The organism is Pseudomonas sp. S2_E02 (genome assembly GCF_054668355.1).
On record NZ_CP162761.1, the window covers coordinates 3352060 to 3371143 of the forward strand.

The 19084-nt window shown below is 58.9% G+C and carries 12 protein-coding genes; 4 read left to right on the plus strand and 8 right to left on the minus strand.

The genetic code is table 11. From position 1 onward, the window contains the following. Nucleotides 1-74: 74 nt before the first annotated feature. On the plus strand, nt 75-1115 hold the full coding sequence (locus tag AB4O01_RS14980; RefSeq protein ID WP_093430694.1) for an NADP(H)-dependent aldo-keto reductase: 1041 nt from the start codon (nt 75-77) through the stop codon (nt 1113-1115). A gap of 106 nt (nt 1116-1221) precedes the next feature. Here the strand turns inward: AB4O01_RS14980 and AB4O01_RS14985 are convergent, their stop codons facing one another. Then, nucleotides 1222-2358 carry an acyl-CoA dehydrogenase family protein gene (locus tag AB4O01_RS14985; RefSeq protein ID WP_095050645.1) on the minus strand — a complete coding sequence of 379 codons (1137 nt, stop codon included), beginning with the start codon at nt 2356-2358 and terminating at the stop codon, nt 1222-1224. A 250-nt stretch (nt 2359-2608) separates the two neighbouring features. Between AB4O01_RS14985 and AB4O01_RS14990 the strand changes: the two genes are divergently transcribed. Then, entirely contained in the window at nt 2609-3505 is an 897-nt protein-coding gene (locus AB4O01_RS14990; RefSeq protein ID WP_175555647.1) for a GlxA family transcriptional regulator, read from the plus strand. Between the two features lie 202 nt (nt 3506-3707). Here the strand turns inward: AB4O01_RS14990 and zapE are convergent, their stop codons facing one another. The 3 genes from zapE to AB4O01_RS15005 form a co-directional block, all read right to left on the minus strand. Beyond that, nucleotides 3708-4802 carry a cell division protein ZapE gene (gene zapE / locus AB4O01_RS14995; RefSeq protein WP_093430696.1) on the minus strand — a complete coding sequence of 365 codons (1095 nt, stop codon included), beginning with the start codon at nt 4800-4802 and terminating at the stop codon, nt 3708-3710. Between the two features lie 90 nt (nt 4803-4892). Next, nucleotides 4893-6248: a tryptophan--tRNA ligase gene (locus AB4O01_RS15000; protein WP_116255171.1), complete on the minus strand. Its 1356-nt coding sequence runs from the start codon at nt 6246-6248 to the stop codon at nt 4893-4895. A gap of 24 nt (nt 6249-6272) precedes the next feature. After that, on the minus strand, nt 6273-6902 hold the full coding sequence (locus AB4O01_RS15005; RefSeq protein WP_093430712.1) for an alpha/beta hydrolase: 630 nt from the start codon (nt 6900-6902) through the stop codon (nt 6273-6275). Nucleotides 6903-7046: 144 nt separating this feature from the next. On the opposite strand from AB4O01_RS15005, the gene AB4O01_RS15010 reads away from it, so the two are divergent. After that, nucleotides 7047-7481 (plus strand): Z-ring associated ZapG family protein, encoded by a 435-nt coding sequence (locus tag AB4O01_RS15010; RefSeq protein WP_007917055.1) that lies wholly within the window; start codon nt 7047-7049, stop codon nt 7479-7481. Between the two features lie 254 nt (nt 7482-7735). Here AB4O01_RS15010 and AB4O01_RS15015 read toward each other — a convergent pair whose 3' ends face one another. Continuing rightward, a complete protein-coding gene (locus tag AB4O01_RS15015) occupies nt 7736-8473 on the minus strand; it encodes an OmpA family protein (protein WP_099757148.1) in 738 nt (245 codons plus the stop codon). Nucleotides 8474-8590: 117 nt separating this feature from the next. After that, a complete protein-coding gene (locus AB4O01_RS15020) occupies nt 8591-9232 on the minus strand; it encodes an MBL fold metallo-hydrolase (RefSeq protein ID WP_257356097.1) in 642 nt (213 codons plus the stop codon). A gap of 201 nt (nt 9233-9433) precedes the next feature. Between AB4O01_RS15020 and AB4O01_RS15025 the strand changes: the two genes are divergently transcribed. Then, the gene (locus AB4O01_RS15025; protein WP_460088968.1) at nt 9434-14692 is read left to right on the plus strand and encodes a matrixin family metalloprotease; all 5259 of its coding nucleotides are present in this window, start codon (nt 9434-9436) and stop codon (nt 14690-14692) included. A 95-nt stretch (nt 14693-14787) separates the two neighbouring features. Here AB4O01_RS15025 and AB4O01_RS15030 read toward each other — a convergent pair whose 3' ends face one another. Together AB4O01_RS15030 and AB4O01_RS15035 are read right to left on the minus strand one after the other, a co-directional pair. After that, nucleotides 14788-17520, minus strand: coding sequence for a LuxR C-terminal-related transcriptional regulator (locus AB4O01_RS15030; RefSeq protein ID WP_460088969.1), 2733 nt, complete (start codon nt 17518-17520; stop codon nt 14788-14790). 175 nt (nt 17521-17695) lie between these two features. After that, a complete protein-coding gene (locus AB4O01_RS15035; protein WP_460088970.1) occupies nt 17696-19060 on the minus strand; it encodes a DUF1329 domain-containing protein in 1365 nt (454 codons plus the stop codon). Nucleotides 19061-19084 lie beyond the last annotated feature (24 nt).

The following is a 19084-nucleotide window of genomic DNA, read 5'->3' on the forward strand; positions in this document are numbered from 1 at the left end:
GAGGTCGGCAATTATGCAGATTGCGAAAAATATTTCAACCTGCTTTTATGATTGTTTTGCCCAAGGAGCACCCGATGGACTATCGCCAGCTAGGCCGTACCGACCTGAACGTGAGTGCAATCTGCCTCGGCACCATGACCTGGGGCGAGCAAAACACTGAAGTTGAAGCCTTCGCGCAGATTGAACGGGCCAAAGAAGCCGGGATCAATTTCATCGACACCGCCGAGATGTACCCGGTGCCGCCGAAAGCCGAAACCTACGCCACCACCGAGCGCTATATCGGCAATTACTTCAAAAGTCGCGGCGACCGCGCCGACTGGATCCTCGCCAGCAAGATCGCCGGCCCCGGCAACACCATCGACTACATCCGCGACAAAAACCTGCGCCATAACCGCCAGCACATCACCGCAGCGGTGGACGCCAGCCTCGAGCGCCTGCAGACCGATTACATCGACCTGTATCAATTGCACTGGCCGGAACGCAGCACCAACTTTTTCGGACAACTGGGTTACAAGCACAAGATCGAAGCCAACCTGACCCCGCTCGAAGACACTCTCGAAGCACTCGACGAGCAAGTGAAGGCCGGCAAGATCCGCCACATCGGCCTGTCCAACGAAACCCCGTGGGGCACCATGCGTTTTCTGGCCTTGGCCGAAGCGCGTGGCTGGCCGCGCGCGGTGTCGATCCAGAACCCCTACAACCTGCTCAACCGCAGTTTTGAAGTGGGCCTGGCGGAAATCGCCATCCGCGAACAGTGCGGCCTGCTCGCCTATTCGCCGTTGGCGTTTGGTTTCCTGTCAGGTAAATACGAAGGCGGCGCTCGTCCACCGAAAGGTCGCCTGAGCCTCTACAGTCGCTTCAGCCGCTATTTCAATGCGCAGTCGGAAGCAGCGTGCAGCCGTTATGTCGCGCTGGCCCGGGAGCACGGTCTGGACCCGGCGCAGATGGCATTGGCGTTCGTCACTCAGCAACCATTCGTCACGAGTAACATCATTGGCGCGACGACGCTTGAGCAACTGGACAGCAACATTGCCAGTTTTGATCTGAAGCTTTCCGATGAAGTGCTGGAAGGGATCGAGGCGATTCATAAGGATCACCCAAATCCTGCGCCTTGATTGATTCATAGAGCCAATCGCGAGCAGGCTCACTCCTACATTCTGGAATGCATTTCCCTGTAGGAGTGAGCCTGCTCGCGATAGCGGTCTGACAGTCACCAGAATTTCAAAGCGATCGCGCAATAATCTCCTTCATGATTTCATTGGTGCCAGCATAGATCCGCTGCACCCGCGCATCCGCCCACGCCCGGGCCACCGGGTACTCCCACATGAAGCCGTAACCGCCATGCAACTGCACGCACTCGTCGAGCACCTTGCATTGCAGATCGGTGCCCCAGTATTTCGCCATCGCCGCCGTCGGCACGTCGAGCTTGCCTTGCAGGTGCAGCTCCAGACATTTATCGACGAACACTCGGCCGATCTGAATTTCCGTGGCCATCTCGGCCAGCTTGAAGCGGGTGTTCTGGAAGTCGGCAATGGCTTTGCCGAACGCCTTGCGATCGCGGGTGTAATCAAGCGTCCATTGCAACGCCGCTTCAGCTGAAGCCAGGCCACCGATCGCTACCGTCAGACGTTCTTGCGGCAACTCCTGCATCAGATAAGCGAACCCGGCCCCGGCCTGCCCCAGCAGGTTTTCTTTCGGCACGCGCACGTCCTGGAAAAACAATTCCGACGTGTCCTGCGCCTTCATACCAACCTTCTCGAGGCGCTTGCCCTTATCGAAACCCGGCGTACCCGCTTCCACCAGAAACAGGCTGGTGCCTTTGGCGCCGGCCTTTGGGTCGGTCTTGGCCACCACGATCACCAGATCCGCGAGAAAGCCGTTGGTAATGAAGGTTTTCGAACCGTTGATCACATATTCGTCACCGTCCAGCACAGCGGTGGTCTTCACACCTTGCAGATCGGAACCCGCCCCCGGCTCGGTCATGGCGATGGCCGTGACCATCTCGCCCGAAACCAGTTTCGGCAGGTATTTGTGCTTCAGCGCCTCGCTGCCGTAATGCAGGATGTACGGCGCGACAATGTCCGAATGCAGCGAGAAGCCGATGCCGGTCAGGCCCAGTCGCCCGACCTCCTCGATCACCACCGCACTGTAGAGAAAGTCCGCCCCCAGGCCGCCGTATTCTTCCGGCAGGTGCGAGCAGAGCATCCCCGCCTCCCCGGCCTTGTTCCACAGTTTGCGGTCGATATGGCCCTGTTTCTCCCATTGCGCATGGAACGGCACCGCCTCTTTTTCGAGGAAGGTGCGGACGCTGTCGCGAAACAATTCGTGCTCGGAGCTGAACAAGGTTCTGGGGATCATGCGGCACCTTTCTTTGTTGTTGGCGGGAGATGGCCTTCAGAGACTAAGCCTCCCCTCTGACACAGGACACTGGACACATCCGACAAAAAATAAGACGATCCAGCCGTCTGGTGACCACTTTCCCTTATAAAAACAAAACAAAAGTTGAATTATGTCCAAGCAAGTCTCCACGCCCTTGCGGCGCGTCAGCATCCTGGCAATCGACCGGGTTTTCGCTTCCACTCTCATGCAAGCCAAGGATTTCTTCCATCTGGCCAGCCTGCGTTATGGCAAACAACTGGGTCACGGCCTGACACCGGCGTTTGAAACACGCCTGGTCAGCCCCGACGGCAAACCGGTGAACAGCTTCAGTGACGTGGTAATGCCGGTCGACGGTGGCCTGGAAAACGCCGACGTCATTATCCTCCCGGCGTTCTGGGACGATTTCGACACGCTGTGCGGCCGTTATCCCCAAGTGTTGCCCTGGCTGCGTGAACAGCACGCTCGTGGCGCGGTGTTGTGCGGCGAAGCCACCGGGGTGTTCTGGCTGGCCGAGGCCGGCCTGCTCAACGGCAAGGAAGCGACCACCTACTGGCGTTTCTTCAATGCATTCGCCGAGCGCTTTCCCAAGGTCTATCTCAATCAGGACAAGCACCTGACCGATGCCGACAACTTGTATTGCGCCGGCGGTACCACGTCAGCCTGCGATCTATACATCTACTTGATCGAGCGTTTCTGTGGGGCCAACGTCGCGCAAGCCGTGGCCCGCGACATTCTCTATGAAGTGCAGCGCAGCTATGCGCCGGGACGCATCGGTTTCGGTGGGCAGAAGCTGCATCAGGACGTGATTATCCTGCAGATCCAGCACTGGCTCGAAGAGCATTTCGCCGACAAGTTCCGCTTCGAAGACGTCGCCCGCGAGCACGGCATGAGCATCCGTAACTTCATGCGCCGCTTCCAGACCGCCACCGGTGACAAGCCATTGCATTACCTGCAACGCCTGCGTATCGAAACCGCGAAAGGTTTGCTGTCCGGCAGCCGCAAGAGCATCAAGACCATCAGTTATGAGGTCGGTTACGACGATGCGAGCTTCTTTGCGCGGCTGTTCCGCCAGCATACTGAACTGTCGCCGAACCAGTATCGGCAGCAGTTCCAACAAGCCGCCTAACCCTCCCCCCCGTTGATCGTTCCCACGCTCTGCGTGGGAATGCTGCCAATGGACGCTCTGCGTCCGCCCCGGAATGTGACGCAGAGCGTCACGGTATGCATTCCCACGCGGAGCGTGGGAACGATCAGTGTGCGCGGGCCGGTGAATTCGAGATAAAAAAAGGGCCTGCAATTGCAGGCCCTTTTTTGTTTCGCGATTCTGCTTAAGGCTTGTGCGCCCGCGACAGGAATTCGTGCGATTGCATCTCCAGCAGACGGCTCAGCGTACGCTGGAATTCGAAGTTCAAACGGCCGCCGGTGTACAGATCCTTCAACTCGACTTCAGCCGAAATGATCAGCTTCACGTTACGGTCGTAAAACTCGTCGACCATGTTGATGAAGCGGCGCGCAATGTCGTCAGTGGTGACGCTCATCTGCTCGACACCGCTTAGCAGCACGGCGTGGAAGATCTTGCCCAGTTCGATGTAGTCGTTCTGGCTACGCGGGCCGTCGCACAGCTCACGGAAGTCGAACCACGCCACGTCGTCGCACGTACGCAGGGCACGGATTTCGCGGTTTTCGATCATCAGCACATCGTTTTCGACCGCAGCAGTGCATTCCGGCGTCAGCGCCTTGAAGCTCTTGCGCAGACTTTCGTGAGCAGCTTCGTCGAGCGGATAGTGGAACAGCTCGGCTTGTTCGAGGTGACGCAGACGGTAGTCGACGCCGCTGTCGACGTTGACGATCTCGGTATTCTGCTTGATCAGCGCAATCGCCGGCAGGAAACGCGCACGTTGCAGACCGTCCTTGTACAGGCCGTCCGGAACAATGTTCGAGGTCGCGACCAGGGTCACGCCGTTCTTGAACAATTCTTCCATCAGCGTGCCGAGGATCATCGCGTCGGTGATGTCGGAGACGAAGAACTCATCGAAGCAGATCACCCGCGACTCAGTCGCAAAGCGCTTGGCGATGATGGTCAGCGGGTTTTTCTCGCCGCCGAGGGTTTTCATTTCTTCGTGCACACGCTTCATGAAGCGGTGGAAGTGAGTGCGGGTCTTTTCCTTGAACGGCAGTGCTTCGAAGAAGGTGTCGACCAGGTAAGTCTTGCCGCGACCTACGCCGCCCCAGAAGTACAGGCCCTTGACCGGCGTCTGATCCTTTTTGCCAAACAGTTTGCTCAGCAGGCCCGGCTTGTTCTGATCGGCGGCGATCAGATCGTCGTACAGGCGCTGCAAATGACGCACAGCAGTTTCCTGCGCGGCATCATGGAAGAAGTCCGGGCGTTTCAGATCAGCTTGGTATCGTTCTAGGGGCGTCATAATTCGTTAGCAAGGCAACAAAAACGGGCCGTCACTGTAGCGACGGCCCGTGGGAATGGCAATCGGCCCTTGGTCGGACCGTGCCGCCGATTAGTCCTGAACCGGGGTCAGCGCAACGCGCAGAGCCTCGATGGCCGCGTCCCGCGCAGCAGTGTCAGCGAATGCCGGGCTGTCGCCAACGCACTCGCCCTCCAGCCAGACGCTGAAGCTCAGGTCTTCGCTGCGCACGTCCAGCGGCTGGCCGGATTGCAGCTGCTTGGTCACCTGGCCTGCGGTTTTGCCGTCGGCAAAGTTGCGCGACAGCAGCAGTTGCTCGCCATCGGCTGCCAGCAGACGGAAACGGAAGCTGCCGTCGTCTTCACGGAAGCTGACGAAACGCGCGGCTTTCGCGGCCTTCTTCTTGGTCGTCGCGGCGACTTGCACCTGATTGACGAAAGAACGCAGGCCAACCGCTTCACGCAATTCATTGAGGAACGGCGTCGCCACGGCACGGGCCTTCTTGGCGCCGATTTGCAGGATGTCTTCCAGGTCTGCCGGGCGCTCGATCAACTGGTGATACTTGTCGCGCGCTTCACCCAGTTCGTTGTCGAGCAACTGGAACAGACGGTTCTTCGCCTCGCCCCACCCCAGACCACCGAGCAGTTCGCTGCGGAACTCATCAGCCTGCGCCGGTGTGGCGAACGCCTGGAACAAGGTGAACAGGTGCGAGTTGTCCGGATCCTTGGCCTCGCCTGGCGCTTTGGAATCGGTGACGATCCGCGAGATCGCATCCTTCATCTCTTTGGCGCTGGAGAACAGCGGAATGGTGTTGTCGTAGCTCTTCGACATCTTGCGACCGTCGAGGCCCGGCAACGTCGCCACGCTCTCTTCGATCAGCGCTTCGGGCATGGTGAAGAATTCTTTGCCCTGACCGAACAGGTGGTTGAAACGCTGGCCGATATCGCGGGCCATTTCAACGTGCTGGATCTGATCACGACCGACCGGCACCTTGTGCGCGTTGAACATCAGGATGTCTGCGGCCATCAGCACCGGGTAGCTGTAGAGGCCCATGGTGATGCCGGCATCCGGGTCTTCACCGGTTTCAACGTTTTTGTCCACCGAGGCCTTGTAGGCGTGCGCACGGTTGAGCAGGCCCTTGGCGGCAACACAGGTCAGCAGCCAGGTCAGCTCAGGGATTTCCGGGATGTCGGACTGGCGGTAGAAGGTCACGCGGTCGACATCGAGGCCACCGGCCAGCCAGGTCGCGGCGATTTCCAGACGCGAGCGCTGGATGCGCAGCGGGTCATCGCATTTGATCAGGGCGTGGTAGTCGGCCAGGAAGTAGAACGAATCGGCATTGCTGTCGCGGCTGGCGAGGATCGCCGGGCGGATGGCGCCGGCGTAGTTGCCCAGGTGCGGCGTGCCGGTGGTGGTGATGCCGGTGAGGATACGGGTACGGTTCGTCATGGGTAATCGCTTGTCAGACTGCAATCAATTCGAGAGACGCGGCAGGATCAGATCCTTGAGATCGGTCAGCTTGCCATGAAAAAAGTGTCCGCATTCTGCCACTTTCAGCAGCTCATGGGGGCGCTGGAGTTTTTCCGACCAGGCGTAGACCAGTTGCGGGTCGATGACTTCGTCGGTTTCCGGCTGGATCACGGTGAGTTCGCCGTGCTGCGGCAGTTGATCCTGCTCGCCCAGACGCATCACCGCCGGCGCGACCATGAACAGGTGCTTGAGCTGCACGCCCTGCGCTTCGAGTCGACCGCCGAGACTTGCTGCAACAAATCCGCCGAAGGAGAAACCGAACAGGGTCAGCGGCAGATTCGGGTGTTTTTCCCGCAGCCACTTGGCCGCCGCCTGGGCGTCGTCGACTTCACCGGTGCCCATATCGTGCGCGCCTTCGCTGGCGCCAACGCCGCGATAGTTGAAGCGCAAGGTAATCAGACCTGCGTCGCGCGCGGTGCGCTGCAGGGTCGAGACAACCTTGTTGAGCATGGTGCCGCCCTGCACCGGGTTCGGATGGCAGATCAGCGCGATGCCGATCGGCTGCTCGTTATCCAGGTACAGAGACTCAAGTTGACCCACCGGGCCGTCAATCACTACAGGGGTTTCACGCATCAGCAAGGAAGGAACTCCGTGACCTCGAATCGGGTCGACTCGTCTAGCAAATTGTCTGTGCCAATCTATTGCGAGTGAATCGCGGTATACAGCGCAGGTTCGAGCCGTTAACGTAAAGCAAAGCCGTTTATAGAGGAAGGACTCGTGGAACACTCGCTCTTAGTTTGGTTGTTACCGACTCTTGCCCTGGTTGTGGGTGTCGCCATTGGATTCCTGATCGCGCGCGTTGCGCCGAACGCCGCGCCGAGCCGTACGCAGCGTCAACTGGATGATATCCAGGAGCGTTTCGACAGTTATCAAAACGAAGTGGTCACCCACTTCAACAGCACCGCGATGCTGGTCAAGAAGCTGACCCAGAGCTATCAGGAAGTGCAGGATCATCTCGCCGAGGGTGCCAATCGTCTGGCCCTGGACGAGCAGACCCGCCAGCGCCTGATCGCTGCCCTGCACGCTGACGCGGCAGTCGCGCCACGCGAACGCCTGACGCCACCGCGCGATCAGGAGCCACCGCGCGACTACGCACCGAAGACCCCGAACTCGCCGGGCATGCTCGATGAGCATTATGGTCTGAAGAAGTAATCAGTCTTCGCTGAAAACAAAAAGCCCCCGGACAGTGATGTATCCGAGGGCTTTTTTGTGTCCGATGATTTGTGCCTGATTGTTATGCCCCCTTCGCGAGCAAGCTCGCTCCCACAGGAATTGATGATGTACACAAAAGTTGTGTTCCACACCTAACCCTGTGGGAGCGAGCTTGCTCGCGAAGGGGCCGGCACAGGCCAGACAAAAAAATGCCCGATCGCAGGACCGGGCATTTTTTTCATTCTGACAAGCGCTTACGGATACTGCTGAACCGTACCCGGCTGCTGTTGCTGCTGACCACCATACTGCTGGCCCGGGATCGCCTTCAGGTTGACTTCAACCCGACGGTTCTGCGCCCGGCCATTCACATCACCGTTGCTGGCAATCGGGTTATCCGGACCGGCGCCACGGGCCGACAGGTTGGCGCCGCTGACACCTTGCGAAGTCAGGTAAGTCGCCACGCTCTGCGCACGACGCTGGGACAGGTCCATGTTGTGCTGGCGGCTGCCGGTACTGTCGGTGTAGCCGACAATTTCGATCTGGTTCTGGTTGAATTCTTTCAACGAGTTGGCCAGGTTGTTCAGCGGCTGGTAGAAGCTGGACGCGATGTTCGCCGAATCGGTAGCGAAGGTGATGTTGCCCGGCATGATCAGTTTGATCTGATCGCCTTGGCGCTGCACTTCAACGCCAGTGTTGGCCATGCTCGCGCGCAGTTTCTTTTCTTGCTGGTCGGCGTAATAACCGTAACCGGCGGCGGACGCACCCACCACCGCCGCACCGATCAAGGCACCTTTGCCGCGGTTGTCGTGACCGATGGCGGCACCGGCCAGTGCGCCGGCGAGTGCACCGAGGCCGCCGTATTTGGCGGTTTTGCTCATTCCTTGGGAGCCACCGTCGGCCTGGCCCTGATTGTCATACGGGTTAGGCGAGGCGCAGCCGGACAGCAAGGCCACGGCAGTAGCGACAATAATCAAACGACGCGTGGTGAACATGGAGAGCTCCTGGTTTTTCGCATTCTGTGGTGCAGCGGCCACTGGGTTAATGGACTTGTGCGGGCGTTGGATCATGACAATGCACAAAAATTCCGCCGGGCACTCGTGACAAAATATTCAGGCGCGTACAAACGGGTTTTCGCGCATTTCATCACCCAGGCGCGTATCCGGCCCGTGTCCGGTAATCACGGTCGCGTCCTCGTCCAAGGTGTACAGCCGCTGCTTGATCGAACGCACGATGGTCGCCTGATCGCCGCCCCATAAATCCGTGCGCCCTACGCCGCGACGAAACAACGTGTCGCCGGCTATCAACAGCTTAGCCTCGGAAAACCAAAAGCTCATGGAACCGGGTGTATGTCCCGGCGTGTGCAGGGCAACACCGCAACCGCAGGCCAGTTCCTCATCGTCACTCAACCAGCGATCTGGCGATGGCACCGGTGTGTACGGCACACCGAACATCTGGCACTGCATTTCGAGGTTGTCCCAAAGGAACTGGTCTTCCTTGTGCAAATGCAGGGTCGCGCCGGTTTTTTCCTTCATCTGCCCGGAAGCGAGGAAGTGATCGAGATGCGCGTGGGTGTGAATAATGCTGACGACTTTCAGGCCATGCGCATCAAGGCGCGCCATGATCAGGTCAGGATTGCCACCGGGGTCGACGACGATGGCTTTTTTGCTGATCGGGTCGCCGATGATGGTGCAGTTGCACTGGAGCGGGCCGACGGGAAAGGTTTCGCGGATGAGCGCAGGTGGGACAGGCATGAACATCCTCGACAAACGGCAATTAACGTTTCTCAGGATTCTACTGCAAGGGCCGATAAAGAACGCCAGGTCAGATATTTGGCGCCATTAATCAAAAAATAATGGCCTAATGATATCAAGCACACAAATTCTGGTGCAAAATCGCATTTTTTTGTAGCGGTCGCATTCAGGAAGGGCCGCATAGTACTCAGGAAATTCCGCATGCCAACGCCCAAGACTTACTCCTTCGCCTTCCCCGCCTCATTGACTGGCAGCGCTATCGTCGACAGCCTAATTTCCGGTAAGTTTTGGCTGGGATCCGGCTGGAATCCATCCGGGGCGACTAATTTGAGCTACAGCTTCATGGCGCCGGTAACGTCATACTTCGTCACCGACTACAGCCCAAAAAATGAATACAACGCTCTGTATGAGCTGACGACAGCACAGAAAACTGCAATAACCGGTGCGTTGGGCGCCTGGAGCGCGGTTGCCAACCTCAATTTCACGTTGACCAGCGACACCCTGACCAACGTTGGCGACCTGCGCTTTGGCGGCTATCGGTTGATGGATGACAAAACCGCGGCCTGGGCCTACTTTCCTGAGAATCTACCTGCGGGAGGCGATGTCTGGGTCGGCGAGGCAACCAACGACCCGAATCCCGTTAAAGGCAGTTACGACTTCATGACGTTCGTGCATGAAATCGGTCACGCGTTGGGCCTCAAGCATCCGTTCGACACCAGCGCTACCAACAACACTCTGCTGGACCCTTCGCTCGACGACGTGCACTTCACAGTGATGAGTTACAACAGTAACTATTCCTATCAGCCGACCACGCCGATGGTTCTGGACATCCTTGCGATCCAGAGCCTGTACGGCGCCAATATGGCGTGGCAGACCGGTGACAACGTCTACAAATGGGCGGCGAACCAGTCGATTTTCGAAACAATCTGGGATGCCGGTGGTAACGACACGATCGATGGCAGCAATCAGCTTGCTGCGGTGTCCATCAATCTCAATGAAGGTGCTTACAGCCAAATCGGCAAGGCTTTCGTTGACCTGAATAATATGACGGCGATCAATGATGGCCTGGCGATCGCGTATGGGGCAAAAATTGAAAACGCCACGGGTTCTGCCTTCGACGACGTATTGACCGGTAACACGCTGAATAACACGCTCAATGGCGGCCTGGGCGCCGACACCATGATCGGCGGCGCAGGTAACGACTCCTATTACGTCGACAACCTCGGTGATGTCGTCGTCGAAACCGGCACCTCACTGACTGAAATCGATCGAGTCTTTGCCTCCATCGACTACACCCTGGGGAGCAACGTCGAGAACGTTCTGCTCATCGGCTCTGCCCTCAATGCCACCGGCAACGAACTCAACAACCGCATGACCGGCAATGACGGCAACAACACACTTGATGGTAAGGCTGGCGCTGACACCATGCTCGGCGGTCTGGGTAACGATACCTATATCGTCGACAACGCCGGCGACACCATCATCGAAACCAGTACTCTGGCTGGCGAAATCGACACCGTACGTTCGTCGGTGAACTGGACGCTGGGAGACAACCTGGAAAATCTGGTACTGACCGGCAGCAGCAACCTGAATGGCATCGGCAACGCCCTGAACAACACGTTGTCTGGCAATGACGGCAACAACTTGCTCAACGGCGGAGCCGGCGCTGACACCATGCTCGGCGGTCTGGGCGACGACACCTACATCGTCGACAACGTCGGCGACACCGTTACCGAACTTGTGGGCGAAGGTCATGATCTGGTCAGATCCTCGATCAGCTATACCCTGTCGGCCAACATCGAAGACGGCACTCTGGTCGGCAGCGGCGTTCTCGACTTGACCGGTAATGCGCTGGACAACGTGCTGACCGGTACCGACGGCGTCAACACGCTCAATGGCGGCCTGGGCGCCGACACCATGATCGGCGGCTCAGGTAACGACTCCTATTACGTCGACAACCTCGGCGATGTCGTCGTCGAAACCGGCACCTCACTGACTGAAATCGATCGAGTCTTTGCCTCCATCGACTACACCCTGGGGAGCAACGTCGAGAACGTTCTGCTCATCGGCTCTGCCCTCAATGCCACCGGCAACGAACTCAACAACCGCATGACCGGCAATGACGGCAACAACACACTTGATGGTAAGGCTGGCGCTGACACCATGCTCGGCGGTCTGGGTAACGATACCTATATCGTCGACAACGCCGGCGACACCATCATCGAAACCAGTACTCTGGCTGGCGAAATCGACACCGTACGTTCGTCGGTGAACTGGACGCTGGGAGACAACCTGGAAAATCTGGTACTGACCGGCAGCAGCAACCTGAATGGCATCGGCAACGCCCTGAACAACACGTTGTCTGGCAATGACGGCAACAATTTGCTCAACGGCGGAGCCGGCGCTGACACCATGCTCGGCGGTCTGGGCGACGACACCTACATCGTCGACAACGTCGGCGACACCGTTACCGAACTTGTGGGCGAAGGTCATGATCTGGTCAGATCCTCGATCAGCTATACCCTGTCGGCCAACATCGAAGACGGCACTCTGGTCGGCAGCGGCGTTCTCGACTTGACCGGTAATGCGCTGGACAACGTGCTGACCGGTACCGACGGCGTCAACACGCTCAATGGCGGCCTGGGCGCCGACACCATGATCGGCGGCGCAGGTAACGACTCCTATTACGTCGACAACCTCGGCGATGTCGTCGTCGAAACCGGCACCTCACTGACTGAAATCGATCGAGTCTTTGCCTCCATCGACTACACCCTGGGGAGCAACGTCGAGAACGTTCTGCTCATCGGCTCTGCCCTCAATGCCACCGGCAACGAACTCAACAACCGCATGACCGGCAATGACGGCAACAACACACTTGATGGTAAAGCTGGCGCTGACACCATGCTCGGCGGTCTGGGCGACGACACCTACATCGTCGACAACGTCGGCGACACCGTTACCGAACTTGTGGGCGAAGGTCATGATCTGGTCAGATCCTCGATCAGCTATACCCTGTCGGCCAACATCGAAGACGGCACTCTGGTCGGCAGCGGCGTTCTCGACTTGACCGGTAATGCGCTGGACAACGTGCTGACCGGTACCGACGGCGTCAACACGCTCAATGGCGGCCTGGGCGCCGACACCATGATCGGCGGCGCAGGTAACGACTCCTATTACGTCGACAACCTCGGCGATGTCGTCGTCGAAACCGGCACCTCACTGACTGAAATCGATCGAGTCTTTGCCTCCATCGACTACACCCTGGGGAGCAACGTCGAGAACGTTCTGCTCATCGGCTCTGCCCTCAATGCCACCGGCAACGAACTCAACAACCGCATGACCGGCAATGACGGCAACAACACACTTGATGGTAAGGCTGGCGCTGACACCATGCTCGGCGGTCTGGGTAACGATACCTATATCGTCGACAACGCCGGCGACACCATCATCGAAACCAGTACTCTGGCTGGCGAAATCGACACCGTACGTTCGTCGGTGAACTGGACGCTGGGAGACAACCTGGAAAATCTGGTACTGACCGGCAGCAGCAACCTGAATGGCATCGGCAACGCCCTGAACAACACGTTGTCTGGCAATGACGGCAACAATTTGCTCAACGGCGGAGCCGGCGCTGACACCATGCTCGGCGGTCTGGGCGACGACACCTACATCGTCGACAACGTCGGCGACACCGTTACCGAACTTGTGGGCGAAGGTCATGATCTGGTCAGATCCTCGATCAGCTATACCCTGTCGGCCAACATCGAAGACGGCACTCTGGTCGGCAGCGGCGTTCTCGACTTGACCGGTAATGCGCTGGACAACGTGCTGACCGGTACCGACGGCGTCAACACGCTCAATGGTGGCCTGGGCGCCGACACCATGATCGGCGGCGCAGGTAACGACTCCTATTACGTCGACAACCTCGGCGATGTCGTCGTCGAAACCGGCACCTCACTGACTGAAATCGATCGAGTCTTTGCCTCCATCGACTACACCCTGGGGAGCAACGTCGAGAACGTTCTGCTCATCGGCTCTGCCCTCAATGCCACCGGCAACGAACTCAACAACCGCATGACCGGCAATGACGGCAACAACACACTTGATGGTAAGGCTGGCGCTGACACCATGCTCGGCGGTCTGGGTAACGATACCTATATCGTCGACAACGCCGGCGACACCATCATCGAAACCAGTACTCTGGCTGGCGAAATCGACACCGTACGTTCGTCGGTGAACTGGACGCTGGGAGACAACCTGGAAAATCTGGTACTGACCGGCAGCAGCAACCTGAATGGCATCGGCAACGCCCTGAACAACACGTTGTCTGGCAATGACGGCAACAATTTGCTCAACGGCGGAGCCGGCGCTGACACCATGCTCGGCGGTCTGGGCGACGACACCTACATCGTCGACAACGTCGGCGACACCGTTACCGAACTTGTGGGCGAAGGTCATGATCTGGTCAGATCCTCGATCAGCTATACCCTGTCGGCCAACATCGAAGACGGCACTCTGGTCGGCAGCGGCGTTCTCGACTTGACCGGTAATGCGCTGGACAACGTGCTGACCGGTACCGACGGCGTCAACACGCTCAATGGCGGCCTGGGCGCCGACACCATGATCGGCGGCGCAGGTAACGACTCCTATTACGTCGACAACCTCGGCGATGTCGTCGTCGAAACCGGCACCTCACTGACTGAAATCGATCGAGTCTTTGCCTCCATCGACTACACCCTGGGGAGCAACGTCGAGAACGTTCTGCTCATCGGCTCTGCCCTCAATGCCACCGGCAACGAACTCAACAACCGCATGACCGGCAATGACGGCAACAACACACTTGATGGTAAGGCTGGCGCTGACACCATGCTCGGCGGTCTGGGTAACGATACCTATATCGTCGACAACGCCGGCGACACCATCATCGAAACCAGTACTCTGGCTGGCGAAATCGACACCGTACGTTCGTCGGTGAACTGGACGCTGGGAGACAACCTGGAAAATCTGGTACTGACCGGCAGCAGCAACCTGAATGGCATCGGCAACGCCCTGAACAACACGTTGTCTGGCAATGACGGCAACAATTTGCTCAACGGCGGAGCCGGTGCTGACACTCTCATCGGCGGTCAGGGCACCGATACGCTAACTGGGGGTTCAGGTGCAGATACGTTTGTATTCAATGCCTGGAGCGAAACGGGAATTGGCAATCTGCGCGACGTCATCTCCGACTTCAACAGTGCGCAAGGTGACAAGATTGATTTGACGAAGTTTGATGCCAACCTGTTAAGCGACGGCTTCAACGGCTTCTCTTTCATCGGTGCGGCCGACTTCACCGGTGCCGGTCAACTGCGCTTCATCGACCATGTACTGTCGGGGAATGTCAGCGGCAACGCCGGTGCGGACTTCGAAATCCAGCTGGTGGGTGTGAACAGCTTCAGCGCCAACGATCTGGTGGCCTGATGTAACCTCAGCTCCAACCTGCCCGCAGGTCGGACAACCAACAGAAACGCCCCGAGGATTCGGGGCGTTTCTGTTGGTGTCAATATTGCCGAGGACTAGGTCAAGACCCCCAATTCCTTCGCCCGCGCCACTGCCTGCGTACGCCGCTCCACCCCCAGCTTGCTGTTGATATGGCTGGCATGGGTTTTCACTGTATGCAACGAGATGAACAATTGTTCGCTGATTTGCTGATTCGAACAGCCTTGAGCGATCAGGCGTAACACCGACAACTCCCTGCTGCTGAGCTGCTCAGTGCCCCCATGATCGACGACTGGACGCGCCGCTACAGGCGGAAAATGCGCCAGCAATTGTTGCCCTGACAATGTCGCAGAGGCTTGCAAATGCCCACGCAACCAGTCCGCGTGTCCGTTCACCAAGCTATCGAACGGTTGCAATACCCCCCCCGCCGCCGCTTCCAGAGCCTGACCCAATGCCTTGCGGGCTTCTGTCTCTCGACCGCCTGCCAGCAACAGCGCCACCTTCTGCGTCAACGCCATCACACTAAGCAACTGCCGGCCGGTTTGCTGGCCGTTTTCATGCAAGACGTTCAAACGCCCTTCGGCGAGCATCGGTTGGCCCTGATTCAGGTCGAGCAAAGCCTGTTGCAGTTCCACATGCAGCGGCAGTTGTGGATGGAACTCCGGCGGCGCAGCGGCGCGTTCGCCGGTGTAGGTCTGGCCCAACCGCGCCAGCCACGCCTCGGCCAGATCAGTACGGCCCTGCGCCAGCCATAGTTCACATTTGACCAGCGTGATCATCGCCAGATAGTAGATCGGCGGCACGTCCCAGATGTGCATCAGGCGTTCGGCTTCGGCGAGTTCGGCAAAGGCCTTGGCGAACTCGCCGCTGCCGCCATCCAGTCGAGCGATGACGCAATGGCCGATCAATACGCTGATATCGCGACAGGCTCGTGCCTCGCTGATCCCGGCCAACAACCGCACGCGTGCCGCCTGAGGCTGCAAGCGCATGGCCAACAGAAAACCCTCATACAACGTCAGCCGAGCGCGCACCGCGTACAGACGTTGTGGCGACAAACCACGCAGTCGCCCCAGGCCCTGATGGACTTCATCGAGTGCGCGCAGGATTTCGCCACGCGATTGCAACACCCGTGCACGGTCGTAATGGGCCAAAGCTTCGAACAACGGATTGCCGACTCGCTGCGCCAGCTCCAGGGATTCGCGGTTAAGACCGCGTGCGCGCCACAGATCGCCATCGGCAATTGCCAGATTGGACAAGGTCGATAGACACATCAGCCGTTGGCCATAACGTTTGGCCGGCAGGCTTTCCAGGGCCTCGGTGCAATATCTGATCGTCAGCTCACGATGCCCACGCCCTCGAGCGATGATCCCGCTCAACGCCAGCCATTGCGCCAGCATCGACTTTTGCGCAGTAGCGGAAGGCGCCGGCAGGAAGCGGCTCAGGTGACTGGACAACTCCTCGGCGGCATCCAGCTGACAGGCCAGCCCCAGCGCCCAGCTGTACAGCACGATCAAGCGCGGCGTGCTGATCAACAGGCTGTCTGGCAGGTCCATTTTCCAGCGCAGCAACATGCCGACGTTTTGCTCGGCCAGCAGTTGCTCCTCCGAGAGGTTCTGTACCAGATTTGCCGCGACATCCAGGTGACCGGCACGCAACGCCTGCTCCACGGCTTCATCCAGCAGCCCTTGTGCGTTGAACCAGCGACAGGCACGCAGGTGCAGCGTTGCAGTCGGCACCATCGCCTGAGCAATCGGCCGACTGCGCAACAAATCCGAAAATAAATGGTGATAACGATACCAGTGACCGTGCTCGTCCAGCGGCACCAGAAAGACCTGATGGGCCAACAGGAAACGCAGGATCTCGGCGCTGTCGTGGGCTTCGCGAACGGCGTCGCACAACTCGCTGCAAAAGCGTTCCTGGGGGGCGGTGTCGTACAGAAAGGCTTGCACCTCGGCCGGCAGGCAATCGATGACCTCTTCCAGCAGATAGTCGCGGATCAGCCCTTCCCCACCGTTCAACGCCTGCGGTAGCGCCGCATCGCTGCCGGCCTCAGACACCGCGAGCAGCCAGAACCGCAAACCGGCGACCCAGCCTTCGCTGCGCTGGATCAGGTTTTCCAGCGCTTCACCGCGCAGCGAACTGCTGTGGCGATCGAGCAAGGTCAGGGCTTCGTCGTGAGTCAGGCGCAGATCCGCTTCATGTAACTCCAGCAACTGCCGTGACAGACGCAAGCGCGCCAGATGCCAGTCCGGGCGCTGGCGACTGGTGACCATGACCAGCAAGCCATCGGGCAAATGGTTGAGGAAAAACTGCAGGCAGCGATCGAGCACCGGGCCTTGCGCAAGATGGTAATCGTCGAGCACCAACAGCAGTGGCGCGCCGGGATCGAGGTGCAGGGTCAGTTCATCGAGCAAGCCGTCGAGCCATTCTTCGAAGGCAAAGGGCTGATGGCGTTGGCGCATTTTCAGCAGGCCGAGTGCGCGACTGCCCAGTTGCGGAAAGTAGTCCTGCAAGCCTTCGAGCAGACGTTCGAGAAAGCGCCCCGGGTCGCTGTCGCGAGGACTCAGGCCCAGCCAAAGGCTTTGCCAGTGTGCCGGCAGACTCTGACAGAACTCCACCGCCAGCGAGCTCTTGCCAAACCCGGCGGGAGCACTGACCAGCAACAGACGCCCACCGAGCCCGGCCTGCAGGCGCTCGCAAAGGCGTGGTCGCAAGACGTAGCCGTCGGGCAGCGGCGGGCGGAAAAAACGCCCGTCCAGTGCCGCGATGGCAACGCTTGCGGGACCCGGAAGTGGGGACAGATCAGTCATGGCCGGCTCTTGTTCGAATTGCTGTTGGCGGCGTTGCAGATGTCCGCAGACTAGCCTTAAACGAACCGGTTATGAAGGTTGCTGCTACAAATGGCTACAAAAAGGCTACACGCAAAAAAACGCCCCGAACCAGTCGGGGCGTTTTCACGAGGATGCGGCCTCGGGTTACAGCGGTTTAGCGAACACCGTCCTGACGCAGAGCGGCCGGGGTGAAATCGCTGGTGGTGGCGGTGAAGCCGAAGTCATACGCCTGCTTCTCTTCGTTCTTCATGCCCAGCGCCAGGTAGCGGCCGGACTGCAGGTCGTAGAGGGTTTCCAGGGCATACCACGGCACTTGCTTGTCGTAGTAGTTCTCGGCATGCGCTTCGGCCACACGCCACAGTTGGCCACGACCGTCGTAATGGTCGATCACTGCGGCCTGCCAGGTATCTTCGTCGATGTAGAAGTCACGCTTGGCGTAGATGTGACGCTGACCTTCTTTCAGGGTGGCAACCACATGCCAGACGCGGCGCAGCTCGTAACGTGCCAGATCCTGGTTGATGTGACCGGCCTTGATGATGTCGGCGTACTTCAGTTTCGGATCGTCGAGCTTGTAGCTGTCGGAGGCGATGTACATCTCTTTCTTGCCTTCGAGCTTCCAGTCGTAGCGATCCGGAGCACCGTTGAACATGTCGAGGTTGTCGGAGGTACGCAGGCCATCCGCCGCAGTACCCGGACCGTCATAGGACACTTGTGGCGCACGACGCACACGACGCTGGCCGGCGTTATAGACCCACGCCGAACGTGGTTCTTTGACCTGATCGAGAGTTTCGTGCACCAGCAGCACACCACCGGCCAGACGTGCCGGCGCGGTCACTTTCTGCTTGAAGTAGAACAGGATGTTGCCCGGGTTTTTCGGGTCGTAGTCCTTCATCTTGTCGCGGAACACGAACTGATCCTGGAAGTACACCAGGCTGTACGAGCCGTTCGGTTGCGGCGTGGCCTGGGTCACCAGACGAGTCACGCTGCCACCGCGATAGCGGGTGATGTGGTTCCAGATGACTTCCACACCGCTCTTCGGAATCGGGAACGGCACGGCCGTTTCGAAGTTTTCCAGACCGTTGCCGCCGGACACCAGGTTGGTGGTGGTGGCGTTTTTCTTGATCGCGGCAAACACGTCATCTGGCACGGTCGCACCGCGATGGGACGGGTAAACCGGCATCTTGAAGGTGTCCGGATAACGCTTGAACATCGCGTATTGGCCCGGCGCCAGCTTGTCCTTGTACTTGTCGACATCCTTGGCGGTGATGGTAAACAGCGGTTGCTCACTGGCGTAAGGGTTGGACAGGAAGCCACGCGCGTCGACGCTGCCGGCATTCTTCGGCAGCGGCTTCCACGCCGGGATCGAACCGTCGGCGTTACCGGCCATTTCCGCGCCCATCGGCGTCAGGCTCTTGCCCAGTTTGTCGGCTTCGGCAGCAGGCACGGCGGCCATGACGCCGGTCGCCAGCAGCGACAGGCCCAGAACACCGGCGTGGAACAGACTCTTTGTTATTTTCATAAATTCGTTCGTCCTGAAATGCAG